The organism is Dactylosporangium fulvum (genome assembly GCF_025137375.1).
Classification (GTDB): domain Bacteria; phylum Actinomycetota; class Actinomycetes; order Mycobacteriales; family Micromonosporaceae; genus Dactylosporangium; species Dactylosporangium fulvum.
In genome coordinates, this window is sequence record NZ_CP073720.1 from 9,941,938 (window position 1) to 9,956,786 (window position 14,849).

Sequence of the window (14,849 nt, forward strand, 5' to 3'; positions counted from 1 at the left end):
CTAGAAGCCGGGCAGCCCGAGGCCGCCGCCCAGGCCGCCGAGCCCGGCGGTGAGCGGGCCCATCTTCTCCTCGGTCAGGTCCTTGGCCGCCTGCGACGCGTTGTGCAGCGCAGCGACGATGAGGTCCTCGAGCGTCTCGATGTCGTCCGCGTCGACCACCTTGGGGTCGATCTTGATGCTGACGACCTCACCCGTGCCCCGCACGACGGCCGTGACGAGGCCACCACCGGCCGTGCCGGTCAGCTCGGCCTCGGCAATCTCCGCCTGCGCGGCGACCATCTGCTGCTGCATCTTCTGCGCCTGCTTCATCATCTGCTGCAGGTTGGGCTGTCCACCGGGGCGCACAGTGTGCTCCTTCGAAGTCTCTGAGTTTGGAGACCAGCTTAGTCAGCCGGTGGTCTCCCCGATCTTCTCCGCGCCGAGCGCCTCCGCGAGCAGCCGGAGCGCGGCCTCTTCGCTGGTCTCACGCACTGCGGTGGCGTCGTCGAGCAGCTCATCCCCCGGGTCCAGGCCGGGAAACCGCAGATCGGTCACGGGCGAGTCATAGTCCGGGTCGAACGGCGGCTCGTCCGCCGCCGCACCGTCCCAGGCGGACTCCGTCGCACCGGCCGCGCTCACCTGGGCGGTCGCCGACCGACGCTGCCCGCTTGCGGCGGCCCTGGCCGCCTCCCGGGCCATCTCGAGCGCGCTGCTCCCACCCGTTCGCGGCCGGCCGGCCGGACCGGTCGAGGCCGGCGATCCGGCGCCGGGTCTGCTCCCCGCCCCCGTTCCAGCCCCGGTCCCGCTCCGAATCGCCGCGACCGGGTCGGCGAGAACGCCCGGCGCGGCGACCGCACCGCCTGGGGTCACCGGCGTCGGCCACCCCTCGGCCGCGCCCGGCGCCGAGGCCGGTCCCGCGGCACCTCCGGGGGCCGCCTGCGTCGGCCATCCTCCGCCGGGGGCCGCCGGTGTCGGCCGCCCTCCGCTCGGGGCCGCCGGCGGAACGCCGCCGGGGGTCGCCGGTGTCGGCCACCCCTCGGCCGAGCTCTGCTCAGCAGCCGATCTTGCGGCACCGCCAGGTGTCGCGGGAGTGGGCCAGTCCCCGTCCCCGCCGGTCGAGCCACCCGGCGTGGCAGGCGTCGGCCAGCCCGTGGCCGCGCCGCCACCCGCGGCGGCCACGGCGACGGCCGCGCCCGAACTGATGACGCCTGCGCCCACTCCACCCGGAGCGGCCGGCGTGGGCCATTCCCCGTCCGCCTGCGCCCCCACACGCGACCGGCCGACCGGCTCACCGACCGACGCCGGGCCGGCCTGGTGCGGAGCCTGGGGCGGCGGGCTGGGAGGCGCCGACGGGCCCGACGGCTGCGGCGTGGGCTTCGGGGTCGCCGGCTTGCTGCCGCCCCCGCCGCCCGGCTGGCCGCCGACCTCGCAGCGCACCTGCCAGCGGCCGCCGAGCAGCTCCTGCAGCGCGCTGACCAGCACGTCGGGCGAGTTGCTGAGCATGTTGGCATGGGTGACGTACTTGAACCCGAGCACCAGCGTGCTGCCCTCGACGTCCTGCACGGTCGCCTCGCGCACGATGGCCGCGGCCTTCTTGCTCTTGCCGCTGACCAGCGTCAGCACGTCGGCCCAGACCCGCCGGACGGCCGCCGCGTCGAGCCCACCAGCGCCGGGCGACGCCGTGGGTGCCGGACCCGGAGCAGGCGCCGGCTGCTGCACGGGAGCCGGCTCGACCGGGGCCGAAGCCTGGACGGGAGCCGGGGCCGGGGCCGGGGCCTGGGACGGGGCAGGAGCCGGAGGTGAGGCCGGGGCCGGAGAATACGCCTCAGCCGGCACCGCGGGTGCCGGCACACCGCCGGCTATGAGGCGCCGCTCCATGCGCTCCAGACGCTGCAGCAACGCAGTGCTCGAATCGTCGGCGCCCGGCAGCAGCATGCGCGCCGTGATGAGCTCCAGCAGCAGCCGCGGCGCGGTCGTCCCGCGCATCTCGGTCAGCCCGTTGTGGACGATGTCGGCGAACCGCGACAGGCTCGCCTGGCCCAGCTGGGCCGCCTGTGCGCTCATCCGCTCCAACTGGTCGTGCGGGGCGTCGAGCAGGCCCTTGTCGACGGCGTCGGGGACCTGCTGCAGCACGATCAGGTCGCGCAGCCGCTCCAGCAGGTCGGAGGCGAACCGGCGGGGATCGTGCCCGGCCTCGACCACACGATCGATCACGCCATAGGCACTGCGGCCGTCGTCGGCGGCGAGCGCGTCACACATCTCGTCGATCAGTGCGACGTCCGTCACACCCAGAAGAGCGACCGCGCGGCTGTAGGTGACCCCCTCGGGGCCCGCACCGGCGATCAGCTGGTCGAGCACCGAGAGGGTGTCACGGGCACTGCCGGCACCGGCCCGCACGACCAGAGGAAAAACAGTGGGCTCGACCTTGACGCCTTCCGCGGCGGTCAGCTGCTCGATATATGGCCGAAGGACGCCCGGCGGGATCAGCCGGAACGGGTAGTGGTGTGTCCGGGACTTGATCGTCCCGAGCACCTTCTCCGGCTCGGTGGTCGCGAAGACGAACTTGACGTAGTCCGGCGGCTCCTCGACCAGCTTGAGCAGCGCGTTGAAGCCGGCGGACGAGACCATGTGGGCCTCGTCGATGACATAGACCTTGAAGCGGCTCGACACCGGCGCGAAGATCGCGCGCTCGCGCAGGTCGCGGGCGTCGTCGACACCACCGTGGCTGGCCGCGTCGATCTCGATGACGTCGATCGACCCGGCACCGTCCGGGGCCAGGTCGCGGCACGACTGGCACTCGCCGCACGGCTCGGGCGTCGGGCCGCGCTCGCAGTTGAGCGAGCGGGCGAGGATGCGGGCGCTACTGGTCTTGCCGCAGCCGCGGGGGCCCGAGAAGAGATACGCATGGTTGAGCCGGCCGGATCGCAGCGCTTGCGACAGCGGCTCGGTGACGTGCTCCTGCCCGATGATCTCGGCGAACGTGCGCGGCCGGTATTTGCGATACAGCGCGAGCGCCACCAGCGTTCCTCCGTTCGCGTGATGGTCGGTGTGCCAGAGCCGGGACCACGGTACCCCCAGCGACCGACAAATTTCCGCTGCCACCACCGCCGCCCGACCCGCCCGGGCCAGGAAACATGAAGGCCACCCGTGCACCCGTCAGAGCTCACTTATCCTTGCTGCCTTCCGGCCCTGGGGAGGTTCGTAAGATGACGCCGCACGAGTGGCTTGGACACCACAATACCCGGTGCGCGGGCGTCGCAAGCGATGGGTATCCTTGCGCACGGAGGATTCGCCTAGAGGCCTAGGGCGCACGCTTGGAAAGCGTGTTGGGATAAAACCCTCACGAGTTCGAATCTCGTATCCTCCGCACCGCCTAGCAGGCAAAACGCCGGGGCCCCGCCAGGGGCGCCCGGCGTTTTGGTGTCAGGAGCCCGGTCCGAGGGCCTCCAGCTCCGCGAGCGTGAAGCTGAAGCCGCTCGCGTCCACCGGCTCGAGCCGCCCCGCGTCGTCCAGCAGATACTGGGCCTGCCCCGGGTTGAGCAACGACGCCGGCGAGTCCGGATAGGTCTCGAGGAACAGCAGGTACCGCCGCCCGGGCTGCAGCGGGATGCCACCGGCCTCGGTGTAGGTCGTGCCGCGGTGTTCCCCGCCCGGCTGCTTGATCTCGACGTCGGCAGCGCCCGGGCCCTTGAACGTCCGCTCCACGGTTCCGGTCAGCACCGTGTAGACCCGGTGCTCCAGCGACCGCACCTCCGTGCGCTCGGCGAGCCGCACCGAGACGACGAGGCTCGCCTTGGCGTGCAGGGCCGCCAGGGTGTCGTATGCCGGATAGTCCGCCTGATACGTCACGCGCTCGGCCGACATGGACGACTTGCCGCCGCAGGCGGCGAGGGAGAACACCAGCAACACGGCGAGAGCGAGTCGGCCCATGCCACGTCAGACGGTCCGACGCCCGCAGAGGTTCCAGGAGTCGTACCTCATGAGGCCGGCGTTTGCGCAGCTCACACCGGCCCGCTACCTGCTGGACCGCCACTGGTAATACCGCAACCTGCGATATCGCAGATTGTCATCTAGCGCCTCGGGATGCGGCATGCGACCATATGGGTACGAGCCATCAGGGCCCGTGGGGTGGAAACGCAACAGCACCCGGCGGCTACCGGGTGCTGTTTGTCGCTTCCTCCTCGACGCTTACGCGGAGGGGCAGCGGTGATACCCGACGTAATCCTTACGCATCCAGACCCCTCCCGCAATACCGAAAACGGAGGGAAGATGCGGATGTTCTACCGAAGTGCGGACATCCTGGTGACCAGTGAACACTTCGTCATCCTCCGACCCCGCGAGATCCGGTTCCGGCTGGAATACCTCCATAACGCCTACATCGTCCGCCACAGCGGCCGGTTCCGGGCGCTCCAGGAGATCCGGGCCCGGTACGGCCGGTCCGACGTCCTGCTGTTCAGCACTACGGATGCAACCACATTCGGTCACGTACGGCGAGCGTTGATCCGCGCGCTCGAACACCGCGACGAGTTGCGAGCCCGCGCCCTTTCCGCATGAAGTCGCTGGTCAGGGTCGCCTGCAGCGCTGTTCACCTGCAGGCGGCCTACCGTACAGTAGGTTACGATCTGCTATAGAGCTTCCGGACAGGTGGCAATTCGCACGACTGAGCGTCAGAATGTCTGCGGCCCAACACGGCCTCCGTTCGTCCGGCATGATCCGCCACAGATGGGGCACTCGGGGAGCGACACGTTCCAGCTTTGCCATCCCAACCGCCCACCAGCCAGTATGGTGAGCTGCAATCTGCGATACAGCTACTAGACATACCTCACCTGGTCGTATACCAAGGTCCGACGAGGGGCACACGCGTCATGAGCTCGGGTGAGACGCCCGCGGTCGCGCGCCGGCGGGTCCGGCTGGCGATCCGCGATGCGCGCAACGCCAGGAGCTTCACGCAGACCGAAGTGGCCGACGCCATGGAATGGTCACTGTCCAAGGTCATGCGGATCGAGAGCGGCGAGGTCACCATCTCGCAAAACGATCTGCGCCCCCTGCTGGCATTCCTGGGCATCCGCGACCGCGCGGTGGTCGAGTCGCTCGTCCAATCGGCGCGGGTGTCACGACAGCGCCGCTGGTGGGACGAGGCACGGTTCAAGAACATGCTCACCGCGGCCACCAAACAGCTGATCGCTTATGAGGCCGACGCGACCATCATCCGGCACTTTTGCTCGGTCGTGATTCCTGGTTTTCTCCAGACACCCGAATACGCGCGCGCGATCATGAAGTTTCATGACGGACTGCTGACGAACAAGGAAATCGACGCGAGAATCGAGGCGCGGGCGCGCCGCCGGGCCACACTCCAGGAGCGGGCGAACCATCCACAGATGTATGCACTACTCGACCAGTCCATCCTGTTGCGCACCCTCGGCGACGCCAGGATGCTCGGCCGACAGCTCACCGAAGTTCGCAAGATAGTCGACGACGGTTGGGTGAGCGTACGGATCGCCCCGTTCACCAGCCCCCAACCTGGCATCGGCACATTCGAACTGCTTTACCTGGAGGAGGAGAACGCCGGTCACGGCGTCCTGTATCGGGAAGCCTCCGTCTCCGACGTGGTCATCGAAGATGCCACGGAGGTCGGGGAGCACCGCTCACTCTGGGACAATCTCTGGAAGCATGCAATCGATGAAGCGACCTCGCTGCGCATGCTCGAGGAACACGCTGCCGAGCACATGAAGGACCAGTAAGGCCTCTCCCGGGTGAAATCTGTCCACCGCGGAGAAATGGGCATGCCCAGAACAGGGTAACACCACATAAACAGGAAGGGTGAGTACAGGGTGCAGCACACCGGGGTGTCGCAGAAGTGGCGACGCAGCCGTTTCTGCGGAACGAACGCCTGTGTAGAGATTGCGGAGCTTCCGGAGTCGTTCCTCGTGCGCGACTCGAAGGAACAAGGCAGCGCAGTCCTACAATTCAGTCGTCGTGAATGGGGCGTATTCGTCACCGGGCTCAAGGCTGGACTTTTCGACAACCAGTAACTCGCCCACCAACGAGGTGAGCGCGAGAAGTTTGCAACGACCTCTCGCGCTCAGCTCCCCCCTAGCTGTCACCGAGGCGTCCTGCTCGCACCTCGGCTACAAATGCCTTCCAATCCTCTGCACAGAACGACAGATGCGGGCCACTTGAATTCTTGGCATCGCGAACGAGAACGCGACCTCCGGTGGTCGCGACTTCCACACATGCGCTTGACCCACATTTCGCACTTCGTCGCCAGCGCAGTTCGACAGGACTGGCCATCGGGCCCTCCTCCCCTCGGACCTGGATCTCCAGCATACGGATCCGTCCCTGCGGCAGCAGCAGAATACACGATGTTGGCACACCATATCGCATAAATGCGTACAAATCAGGCATGACCATATTCGTCGATAGCGATCCGGTCGGCTTGCCGAAAGTAATTCGCCTGACATCGCAAAGTAACCGCGCATTCTTCAGCGCCTGGGCACACCGCCCGAACCGCCGCAAGATCTGAAGGCTTTCCATCCCCGAGGAGCCTGTTGCGCAATTCGCTGGGCCAGCGTTAGCGGCCCAATTAAGCGCCGATCTTGGAGTTGTGGCGCCATGAACCTCCGAATTTGTCCAGATTTGTCAAGGACCACAACTCCAAGATCAGCGCGGTTGTCGGGGTTGACGCGCGAGGGATTCGAATTGCGCAACAGCCGCATGACCCCCATGGCGGCCCGCATCACACGCAACGCCCGATCTCCAACACCTCCCAGACCTTGCGTCCGGGGTCGGTATCTCCGGACAGCAATCACGAGGGTTACGGGCCCGGCCCGTGCCATTGACCAGTGATGTCTGCCCATTCGCTGATCACACTGAAGCGCGGCGATCCACCGGTTGTGAGGATCATGCATGCGGCCTGATCAAACCCCCGCATCAGCACGCAGACGAGTGCGGCCGGCGATCCGTGACGCGCAACGCCAGGAGCTTCACGCAGACCGAAGTGGCCGACGCGGCCGCATCCAGCAGCACCGCAACCTTTGGGACCGGATGTGAGACGCGGCCAACAGTGAAGAACGCTCGGCCGAGATGATCGCGGCGCGCGCGAGAGAACTGCTCGGTACTGAGCGGCAGGCTTCGGGCTGCATGCGGCTGGCCCGACACAGAAGGGGTGAACAAAAGTGCAACAAACGGACACGCGCCTGGAGTGGCGCAAGAGCGAATTCTGCGGGTCGAGTGCCTGCGTCGAAGTCGCCCAGCACGCAGATTCACTTCTCGTGCGTGATTCCAAGAACCCGAGCGGGCCGGTGCTCACCTTCGACCACGCGGAGTGGGATGCATTCGTTGCCGGCGTAAGGGCTGGAAACTTCGACTTCCGGTAACTCACCCTGTCGGTTGAGCGCGAGATAATCTTCCCTGCAGCCTCGCGCTCAACATCACAATTACTCTGCACGCCTTGCCGCGGACTTCCGGCCACCTGCGACGGATCCGCTGAACGACGCTGCGGAGATGAATGATCGCCCGCCTGCTTCATACGCATGGCGGGCGATCATCCTCGATACTCACAGCGTCCGGTCGAGCCTCCGGAAAGCCTCGCCATAACCCGCCCGCTCCAGTCGCTCCACGCTGGCGGCGTTGGCCGCGAACGCGCGCAGCAGGCTCCGGCGAACCCGGTTGAACACGATGACATTGGTCGATGCGAACAAGGTCACTTCGGCGCCCGAATAGACCGCCTTGAGCGACCACGTCACGGGCCCCAGAATGCGCAGTGCGCGGCCCGCCACCGGCGGCACCGCGATCACCGCGGCGGCCACCAGGTAGCCACCGGGCCCGTCGACCAACGACCAGCCGGCCACCGCCCCCACGGCGACCAGCGTCCCGACGACCAGGAACACGAACCGCGCCGGACGACTGTCGTCGTGCTCGACGCGCACGCCTTCCAACGCCTCCAGGTCGTAGACCTGGGGGTCGGGTTTCCAGACGGCGAAGACGTCGTCGGTGATGACGACGTCTTGGCCCTGATAGAAGACGGTCGGCATAAGTTCCCCCCTTAGCCTCGCCGCTTCGGCCCCTTCTCAGTATGAGTTAGCCGCGTCACAGATCGCCAGGCCACAAGATGCCATATCGCAGATTGGCGTATGCCAACCGGCTGTGCCACTCCATGCACCCTGAGTGATCTTCCCTGCTCAGTGCCCAACTCCAGGGTCACCCCGAGCCGAACCTCGGGCAATCGCATTTCATCGGGCCGGACCTCGAGAGCGGACCCGCCCACGATCAAGGAAACATCCGGCCACCCGGGAGCCTGTTGCGCAATTCGCTGGGACAGCGTTGGCGGCCCAACCACGCGCCGATCTTGGAGTTGTGGCGCCATGAACCTCCGAATTTGTCCGGATTTGTCAAGGACCACAACTCCAAGATCGGCGCGGTTGTCGGGGTTGACGCGCGAGGGAGCCGAATTGCGCAACAGGCTCCCGGACAACCGAACGTTTCCATCGATCATGACTGGTGGATGCGGGACGGTGGGCGGGATTCCAGAAAATCGCCGAGCCATCAAGCCGGCCGGCCAACGACCGGCCCACCGCCAAGCCGAACGGGTCGGATCGGACGGCGAGCCGGGATCAAGATCAGGCGGGCATCCGGCCAGTGCCGCGACCGGATCGACGTGGACCGCGCCAAGCGGCGAGCTGCCGAATCAAAAGCCGGGAACAACAACGAGCGCCCGGTGCCGTCCTTGGGGACGAAACCGGGCGCTCGGCTGGACTGGGCGGTGGCGCGGGGATTCGAACCCCGGGAGGACTTGCGCCCTCACACGCTTTCGAGGCGTGCTCCTTAGGCCACTCGGACACGCCACCGCCGAAGACCTTACCCGACCCCCCATCCCCATCCACACAGGGGCTCACCGTTTGGCAGGATCGTGGCCATGAGCACGCACATCGGCGCCGAGCCGGGCGACATCGCCGAGCGGGTACTCCTTCCCGGGGACCCGCTGCGGGCGAAGTGGATCGCCGAAACGTACCTCAAGGATGCCCGCTGCTACTCGACCGTTCGGAACATGCTCGGGTTCACCGGAACGTACGACGGCGTCGAGGTGTCCGTCCAAGGGTCGGGCATGGGAATGCCGAGCGCCAGCATCTACGCCCATGAGCTGATCAACGACTACGGCGTCAAAAAGCTTATCCGCGTCGGCAGCTGCGGTGCGATCGTCGAGTCGCTCCAGCTGCGTGACGTCGTGGCCGCCATCGGGTCGAGCACCGACTCGAACATGAACCGGGCCCGGTTCGACGGCCTGATCGACTACGCGCCGGTGGCCGACTTCGAGCTGCTGCGCCGGTCCGTCGACGCCGCGGCGGAGAAGGGCATCTCCATGCGGGTCGGGCCGATTCTCGCCGCCGACGCGTTCTACACGGACCGGCCGGACCTCTACGACCGGCTCGCCGACTACGGGGTGCTCGCGGTCGAGATGGAGTCCGCCGCGCTCTACACGATCGCCGCCCGCTTCGGGGCCCAGGCCCTCACGCTGCTGACCGTCAGCGACCACATCAAGACCGGCGAGCGGACCACCGCGCAGGAGCGGGAGCAGACGTTCAGCCAGATGGTCGAGATCGCCCTGCAGACGATCATCGCCTGACCCGGCTGGACAGGGGCCGGCCAGGAAACCGGCCCCTGTCCTGAAGCCGTCAGGACGACAACGCCTCCGTCGGGGACAACCGCGCCGCCCGCATCGCCGGGTACAACCCGGCCACGGCGCCGATCACCAGGGTCGCCGCCAGACCGCCGGCCAGGGCCCACACGGGCACCACCGTCGGCCAGTCGCGCGAGAACGCGTAGACCAGCGTCACGGCCGAGCCGAGGCCGATGCCGCCCAGCCCGCCGAGCGCCGACAGCAGCAGCGACTCCGCGAGGAACTGCACCCGGATCTGCCCGCGGGTCGCGCCCAGCGAGCGGCGCAGCCCGATCTCCGGCCGCCGTTCGAGCACCGAGATGACCATCGTGTTGGCCACCCCGACCCCGCCGACCAGCAGCGCGACCGCGCCGAGGCCGACCAGCAGCCCGACGAAGGCCTCGTCGGTGGCCTGCCGTGCCGCGAGGGCGTCGGACGGGCGGGAGACCTGCACCTCGTTCGGTGCCGAAGGGTTCGCGGCGGCGGCCAGGACGCCGGCGACCGCGGTGACGGCGTCGTCGCGGGCCCGGCTGTAGATCGTGGTCGGGTGCCCGTCGAAGCCGAGGGCGGTGACGGCCACCGGCCAGCCGATCAGCGCGGCGCTGTCGAGCTCGGGCACAAGCGGTACCGGATCAAGAATTCCCACGACCGTGAACCACCGGTTGCCGAGCCACACGTTGAGACCGACCCCCGCGCCCATGCCCAGCAGGGTCGCGGCGCGCGAGCCGAGGACCACCGTCGGGTAGTCGGGCGCGGTGAGCCAGGTGCCGTCGCGGACGGTCATGCCCACGGTCGCCGGCAGATCGGGCCGGGCAGCCAGCACGGCGATCCCGCCGGACTCGGCGTCGGGGATGCGGTCGGTGCGGTAGACGCGGGCGGTCGTGACCCGCCCGGTCGCGGAGACGTCGGTGACCGACCCGATCCGGGCGACCATCGCCTCCGCGGTGTCGGGCAGATGGGAGTCGTCGCCGAAGAACGACTTGCCCGGGCCGGCCGTGAGCAGGTTCGTGCCGAGGGCGGCGAGTTCCCGGTCGAGCTGCGCCCGGCTGGAGGTGGAGATCCCGACGACGGACACCATCGCGGCGATGCCGATCGCGATGCCGAGGGCGGAGAGGAAGACCCGCAGCGGGCGGGTCCGCAGGCCGGCGCCGCCGACGCGCACGACGTCCCAGAAGGACAGCCTCACCGGATCCTCCCGTCGCGCATCTCGACGCGGCGCGGCAGGGAGGCCGCGATGTCACGGTCGTGGGTGATGACCACGACGGTGGTACCGCCGTCGTGCAGGCCGTGCAGCAGTTCGAGGACGGCGCCGCCGGAGGCGGAGTCGAGATTGCCCGTGGGCTCGTCGGCCAGCAGCAGCGGCAGTGTGCCGATGATGGCCCGGGCCACCGAGACGCGCTGCCGCTCGCCGCCGGAGAGCTGGTGGGGCTTGTGGTCGAGGCGATGCCCGAGCCCGACCCGCTCCAGCGCCTGCGCGGCGCGCCGGCGGCGCTCGGGCCGTGGCACACCGGCGTAGAGCAGCCCGTCGGCGACGTTGTCCAGCGCCGGGACTCCCGCCGCCAGGTGGAACTGCTGGAACACGAAGCCGATCGTGGTGGCGCGCAGCCGGGACAGCCCGGCGTCGCTCAACGCCTCGACGTCCTGCCCGGCGATGGAGACGGTGCCGCTGGACGCACGGTCGAGGGTGCCGATGAGGTGCAGCATCGTCGACTTGCCCGAGCCGGACGGCCCGACGATCGCGACCAGCTCACCGGCGTCCACGTCCAGGTCGACGCCGTCGAGCGCGGTGACGCCCCCGGCGTACACCTTCCGCACGTCCCGCAAGGTGATCATCCCGCGACTCCGACGGTCAGGCCCTCGGTGACGTCCGGGCCGGAGACCTCGACGCGGCCGGCCGCGAACAGCCCCGTCTTGACCGCGACCGTGCGCACGGCACCGCCGTCGCCGACGATCTGCAGCCCGTACCCGCCCTCGGCGAGCGCCACCAGCGCGGCCACCGGCACGGTCAGCACGTCGGCCCGCGACTCGGACACGAGCGTGACGTCGACCGGCGCCTCGTCGTACGTGCCGAGCTTGTCCTGGGAGGCGAGCGTCACGGTGACGTCGACGGTCACGGTCGTCTGGTTGCCGGTGGCCGGCTGGGCGGTGGCGACGGCGCCGATCGCGGTGATCGTGCCGTCGACGACCGTGTCGTTGGGCAGCGTGACCTTCGCCGGGTCGCCCACGGTGGCGAGTTCCTGCTTGGTGACGTCGAGCTTGACCGTGACCACGCGGGTCGACCCGGTCCAGTCGAGGACGGCGGTGGTGGCGCTGTCGCCGAGGTGCGCCTTGACCTGCCCGATCCGCACGGCGGAGGGGGTCACGACGATCCGGCCGACCTCAACGGTGCCGGTGCGCGGCAGGCCGAGCGACTCCTGCCAGTCCCGCACGGCCTCGGCCGTGGCGGAGGTGTAGGTGTCGTCGGCCGTGAACCCCTTGTAGCCGAGGGCGGCCAGGTTGGCCTCGACCGTGGCGACGTCGGGGCCCTCGTCGCCGGGGTGCAGGGCGCGGTACAGCGGCGCCTGGCCGTACCACAGCACCACCGGACCGCCGTCGACCCGGTAGAGCTGCTGGCCACGCTGCACGGTGCTGCCCTCGCCGGGCAGACCGGTGATCATGCCGGGCAGGCGGCCGACCACGGTCGTCGCCGGGCCGAAGTTCAGGGTGCCGTCGACGTCCTCGGTCGCGGTGAGCGTGCCCCGCGTGATCTTCGTCGTGGACAGCGCCGAGGTGTTCCGGACCGGGGCCGGGTCCCGCGGGTAGAGGAGCACGCCCGCGACGACCAGCGCCAGCGGCACCACCACGAGGAGGACCCGCTTCACCGGCCCACCGTGCCCTTGCACGCCTCGGCCGCGGCCTTGAACTCGGGGCTGTTGAAGTCGATGTCGCTCTTGAGGATCGAGCTGACGCCGGTGTTCGGGTCGGGGTCGAGCATGTTCACGCCGTGCTCGCGCATGCACTTGGCGAACGCGCGGCCCTGCTCCAGCTGCTCCGGCGAGAGGTTCTTCAGGTCGCCGCCGTTCGGCATGTACTGCTGGCACGCCTCGGCCGCGGCGAGGACCTTCGAGCGGTCACCACCGCCGCCGCCGTTGATCTGGAGGTTGCCGTCCGGCCCGGGATCCGGCACGTCGACGCCGTGCTCCCGCATGCACTTGGCGAACTGCCGGTTCGCCTCGGCCTTGTCCAGCGACGGCGAGGCGGACGCCCCGGCAGGGGCGGAGCCGGCGGTCGCCACGGACGGGCCTCCGGGCGACGAGGAGCAGGCCGCCAGCAGGAGGAGCGACATCAGTACGACAAGTTTCTTCATGCCCGCCAGTGCAGGACAACGGGCATAAGGCGCCCGTCAGCCGCGGAACTTATCCCGCCCTTATGCCGGCCGGCGGCACCATGGACGACGTGCGGGTACTCGTGGTCGAAGACGAACAGTTGCTGGCCGACGCCGTCGCCGAGGGGCTCCGGCGGGAGTCGTTCGCGGTGGACGTGGCCTATGACGGAGACGGCGCGCTGGAGCGGCTCGGCGTCAACGAGTACGACGTGCTGATCCTCGACCGCGACCTGCCCACTGTGGACGGCGACGAGGTGTGCCGCCAGGTCAGCGCCCGGCTGCCGGAGACGCGGATCCTCATGCTCACGGCCGCGTCGGCGGTGCTGGACCGGGTCGGCGGGCTCGCCCTCGGCGCCGACGACTACCTCGGCAAGCCGTTCGCGTTCGCCGAGCTCGTCGCGCGGGTGCGGGCGCTGGGCCGGCGGGCGCGGGCCGCGGCGCCGCCGGTGCTGGAGCGCGGCGACCTGCGCCTGGACCCCAACCGCCGTGAGGTGTTCCGCGGCGGGCACTACGTGGCCCTGACGCGCAAGGAGTTCGCCGTCCTGGAGGAGCTGTTGCGGGCCGACGGTGCCGTGGTCTCGGCGGAGCAGCTGCTGGAACGGGTCTGGGACGAGCACATCGACCCGTTCACCAACGTGCTGCGGGTGACGATCATGACGCTGCGCCGCAAACTCGGCGATCCGCCGGTCGTCGAGACCGTCGCCGGCGTGGGGTACCAGATTCGATGAGGCACCTCGGCATCCGGACCAGGCTCACGCTGCTGTACGGCGTGCTCTTCCTCCTCGGTGGCACGATCCTGCTCGGCGTCACGTACCTGCTGGTCAAGCAGAACATCCACCAGCGCAACAGCGGTACCGTGGCCGACCTTCCCGCCGAGATCAAGGTGAACCTCGGCGAGCAACAGCTCCGGGTGAACCAGTTCCTGAAGGACCTGCAGGCCCGGCAGGAGAAGATCGAGCAGGACACCCTCCACGCGCTCCTCACGCAGGGCGCGATCGCGCTCGGCATGGTGACCGTGATCGGCGTGGGGTTCGGCTGGCTGATGGCGGAGCGGGCGCTGCGCCCGGTCGGCCGGATCACCGAGACCGCGCGGCGGGTCGCCGGCGGCAGCCTGCACGAGCGGATCGCGCTCGACGGGCCGGCCGACGAGATCAAGGAGCTCGCCGACACGTTCGACTCCATGCTGGAGCGGCTCGACCAGGCCTTCGACGGCCAGCGCCGGTTCGCCGCGAACGCGTCGCACGAGCTGCGCACGCCGCTGACGATCAATCGGACGCTCATCGAGGTGGCGCTGGGCCGGCCTGCGCCGCCGCCGGAGCTGGTGCAGCTGGGAGAGACGCTGCTGGCGGTCAACGCACGGCACGAGCGGCTGATCGACGGGCTGCTCACGCTGGTGGCCTCGGAGCAGGCGCTGACCGTGCACGACCGGGTCGACCTCGCCGAGGTCGCTCGGCACGTGGTGGGTGGGCGGGAGGTGTCGGCCGATCTGCGGTCCGCGCCCACGACGGGCGATCCGGTGCTGCTGGAGCGAATCGTGCAGAACCTCGTCGACAACGCCGTCGCCTACAACGTGCCCGGCGGGCAGGTGTGGGTCTCGACGCACCGGGAGGACGGTCACGCCGCCCTCGTGGTCTCGAACACGGGGCCGGTCGTTCCGCCGTACGAGATCCCGGGGCTTTTTGAGCCCTTCCGGCGGCTCCGCTCGCGGACCGGATCGGCGCAGGGGACGGGGCTCGGGCTGTCGATCGTGCGGTCCGTCGCGGTGGCGCACGGCGGGACGGTCGCCGCGCAGCCACGCGACGGAGGCGGCCTCACCGTGACCGTGACCCTACCCACACCAAACTAACCGAC

At 69.2% G+C, this 14,849-nt stretch carries 16 protein-coding genes, 2 tRNA genes and 1 other RNA gene; 8 read left to right on the top strand and 11 right to left on the bottom strand.

Annotation, left to right across the window (positions count from 1 at the left end; all coding sequences use genetic code 11):
* The 3 genes from Dfulv_RS45785 to ffs all read right to left on the bottom strand — a co-directional run bounded on the left by Dfulv_RS45785 (position 1) and on the right by ffs (position 3,209).
* Complete coding sequence (locus tag Dfulv_RS45785; protein ID WP_259869526.1) at positions 1-321, bottom strand: YbaB/EbfC family nucleoid-associated protein; 321 nt, start codon at positions 319-321, stop codon at positions 1-3.
* A gap of 66 nt (positions 322-387) precedes the next feature.
* Positions 388-2,997: a DNA polymerase III subunit gamma and tau gene (locus tag Dfulv_RS45790; RefSeq protein WP_259860069.1), complete on the bottom strand. Its 2,610-nt coding sequence runs from the start codon at positions 2,995-2,997 to the stop codon at positions 388-390.
* A gap of 113 nt (positions 2,998-3,110) precedes the next feature.
* An RNA gene (gene ffs / locus Dfulv_RS45795) (signal recognition particle sRNA small type) lies at positions 3,111-3,209 on the bottom strand.
* 52 nt (positions 3,210-3,261) lie between these two features.
* On the opposite strand from ffs, the gene Dfulv_RS45800 reads away from it, so the two are divergent.
* Positions 3,262-3,346: transfer RNA gene (locus Dfulv_RS45800), tRNA-Ser, on the top strand.
* 56 nt (positions 3,347-3,402) lie between these two features.
* On the opposite strand, the gene Dfulv_RS45805 is transcribed toward Dfulv_RS45800, so the two are convergent.
* Positions 3,403-3,909, bottom strand: coding sequence for a hypothetical protein (locus tag Dfulv_RS45805; protein WP_259860070.1), 507 nt, complete (start codon positions 3,907-3,909; stop codon positions 3,403-3,405).
* A 345-nt stretch (positions 3,910-4,254) separates the two neighbouring features.
* Between Dfulv_RS45805 and Dfulv_RS45810 the strand changes: the two genes are divergently transcribed.
* The 3 genes from Dfulv_RS45810 (at position 4,255) to Dfulv_RS45820 (ending at position 6,011) form a co-directional block, all read left to right on the top strand.
* Positions 4,255-4,533, top strand: coding sequence for a hypothetical protein (locus tag Dfulv_RS45810; protein ID WP_259860071.1), 279 nt, complete (start codon positions 4,255-4,257; stop codon positions 4,531-4,533).
* Between the two features lie 311 nt (positions 4,534-4,844).
* On the top strand, positions 4,845-5,720 hold the full coding sequence (locus Dfulv_RS45815; RefSeq protein WP_259860072.1) for a helix-turn-helix domain-containing protein: 876 nt from the start codon (positions 4,845-4,847) through the stop codon (positions 5,718-5,720).
* 105 nt (positions 5,721-5,825) lie between these two features.
* Positions 5,826-6,011, top strand: a complete 186-nt coding sequence (locus Dfulv_RS45820; protein WP_259869530.1) for a DUF397 domain-containing protein — start codon at positions 5,826-5,828, stop codon at positions 6,009-6,011.
* A gap of 61 nt (positions 6,012-6,072) precedes the next feature.
* On the opposite strand, the gene Dfulv_RS48680 is transcribed toward Dfulv_RS45820, so the two are convergent.
* Positions 6,073-6,390, bottom strand: a complete 318-nt coding sequence (locus Dfulv_RS48680; RefSeq protein ID WP_319805851.1) for a DUF397 domain-containing protein — start codon at positions 6,388-6,390, stop codon at positions 6,073-6,075.
* Between the two features lie 764 nt (positions 6,391-7,154).
* Here Dfulv_RS48680 and Dfulv_RS45830 point away from each other — a divergent pair.
* On the top strand, positions 7,155-7,355 hold the full coding sequence (locus tag Dfulv_RS45830) for a DUF397 domain-containing protein (RefSeq protein WP_319805738.1): 201 nt from the start codon (positions 7,155-7,157) through the stop codon (positions 7,353-7,355).
* Positions 7,356-7,535: 180 nt separating this feature from the next.
* Here Dfulv_RS45830 and Dfulv_RS45835 read toward each other — a convergent pair whose 3' ends face one another.
* On the bottom strand, positions 7,536-8,012 hold the full coding sequence (locus Dfulv_RS45835; protein WP_259860073.1) for a DUF6232 family protein: 477 nt from the start codon (positions 8,010-8,012) through the stop codon (positions 7,536-7,538).
* 726 nt (positions 8,013-8,738) lie between these two features.
* Positions 8,739-8,825 (bottom strand) — tRNA-Ser (locus tag Dfulv_RS45840).
* Between the two features lie 68 nt (positions 8,826-8,893).
* On the opposite strand from Dfulv_RS45840, the gene deoD reads away from it, so the two are divergent.
* Positions 8,894-9,601 (top strand): purine-nucleoside phosphorylase, encoded by a 708-nt coding sequence (deoD, locus tag Dfulv_RS45845; RefSeq protein ID WP_259860074.1) that lies wholly within the window; start codon positions 8,894-8,896, stop codon positions 9,599-9,601.
* A 49-nt stretch (positions 9,602-9,650) separates the two neighbouring features.
* Here deoD and Dfulv_RS45850 read toward each other — a convergent pair whose 3' ends face one another.
* The 4 genes from Dfulv_RS45850 to Dfulv_RS45865 are packed head-to-tail and all read right to left on the bottom strand — an operon-like array spanning position 9,651 to position 12,980.
* Positions 9,651-10,820, bottom strand: coding sequence for an ABC transporter permease (locus tag Dfulv_RS45850; protein WP_259860075.1), 1,170 nt, complete (start codon positions 10,818-10,820; stop codon positions 9,651-9,653).
* Positions 10,817-11,467 (bottom strand): ABC transporter ATP-binding protein, encoded by a 651-nt coding sequence (locus Dfulv_RS45855; RefSeq protein WP_259860076.1) that lies wholly within the window; start codon positions 11,465-11,467, stop codon positions 10,817-10,819. Before Dfulv_RS45855 ends, Dfulv_RS45850 begins: the two co-directional genes overlap by 4 nt.
* Positions 11,464-12,495: a peptidoglycan-binding protein gene (locus tag Dfulv_RS45860; RefSeq protein ID WP_259860077.1), complete on the bottom strand. Its 1,032-nt coding sequence runs from the start codon at positions 12,493-12,495 to the stop codon at positions 11,464-11,466. The genes Dfulv_RS45855 and Dfulv_RS45860 overlap by 4 nt, the downstream gene beginning before the upstream one ends.
* Positions 12,492-12,980, bottom strand: coding sequence for a hypothetical protein (locus Dfulv_RS45865; protein ID WP_259860078.1), 489 nt, complete (start codon positions 12,978-12,980; stop codon positions 12,492-12,494). The genes Dfulv_RS45860 and Dfulv_RS45865 overlap by 4 nt, the downstream gene beginning before the upstream one ends.
* Before the next feature lie 89 nt (positions 12,981-13,069).
* On the opposite strand from Dfulv_RS45865, the gene Dfulv_RS45870 reads away from it, so the two are divergent.
* Positions 13,070-13,726 carry a response regulator transcription factor gene (locus Dfulv_RS45870; protein ID WP_259860079.1) on the top strand — a complete coding sequence of 219 codons (657 nt, stop codon included), beginning with the start codon at positions 13,070-13,072 and terminating at the stop codon, positions 13,724-13,726.
* Entirely contained in the window at positions 13,723-14,844 is a 1,122-nt protein-coding gene (locus tag Dfulv_RS45875) for a sensor histidine kinase (protein ID WP_259860080.1), read from the top strand. The genes Dfulv_RS45870 and Dfulv_RS45875 overlap by 4 nt, the downstream gene beginning before the upstream one ends.
* Positions 14,845-14,849 lie beyond the last annotated feature (5 nt).

Excerpts from the sequence above, each read along its gene's own strand:
- Dfulv_RS45805 (WP_259860070.1), bottom strand. The coding sequence starts at position 3,909 with ATGGGCCGACTCGCTCTCGCCGTGTTGCTGGTGTTCTCCCTCGCCGCC.
- Dfulv_RS45810 (WP_259860071.1), top strand. The coding sequence starts at position 4,255 with ATGTTCTACCGAAGTGCGGACATCCTGGTGACCAGTGAACACTTCGTC.
- Dfulv_RS45815 (WP_259860072.1), top strand. The coding sequence starts at position 4,845 with ATGAGCTCGGGTGAGACGCCCGCGGTCGCGCGCCGGCGGGTCCGGCTG.
- Dfulv_RS48680 (WP_319805851.1), bottom strand. The coding sequence starts at position 6,390 with ATGGTCATGCCTGATTTGTACGCATTTATGCGATATGGTGTGCCAACA.
- Dfulv_RS45835 (WP_259860073.1), bottom strand. The coding sequence starts at position 8,012 with ATGCCGACCGTCTTCTATCAGGGCCAAGACGTCGTCATCACCGACGAC.
- deoD (WP_259860074.1), top strand. The coding sequence starts at position 8,894 with ATGAGCACGCACATCGGCGCCGAGCCGGGCGACATCGCCGAGCGGGTA.
- Dfulv_RS45855 (WP_259860076.1), bottom strand. The coding sequence starts at position 11,467 with ATGATCACCTTGCGGGACGTGCGGAAGGTGTACGCCGGGGGCGTCACC.
- Dfulv_RS45865 (WP_259860078.1), bottom strand. The coding sequence starts at position 12,980 with ATGAAGAAACTTGTCGTACTGATGTCGCTCCTCCTGCTGGCGGCCTGC.
- Dfulv_RS45875 (WP_259860080.1), top strand. The coding sequence starts at position 13,723 with ATGAGGCACCTCGGCATCCGGACCAGGCTCACGCTGCTGTACGGCGTG.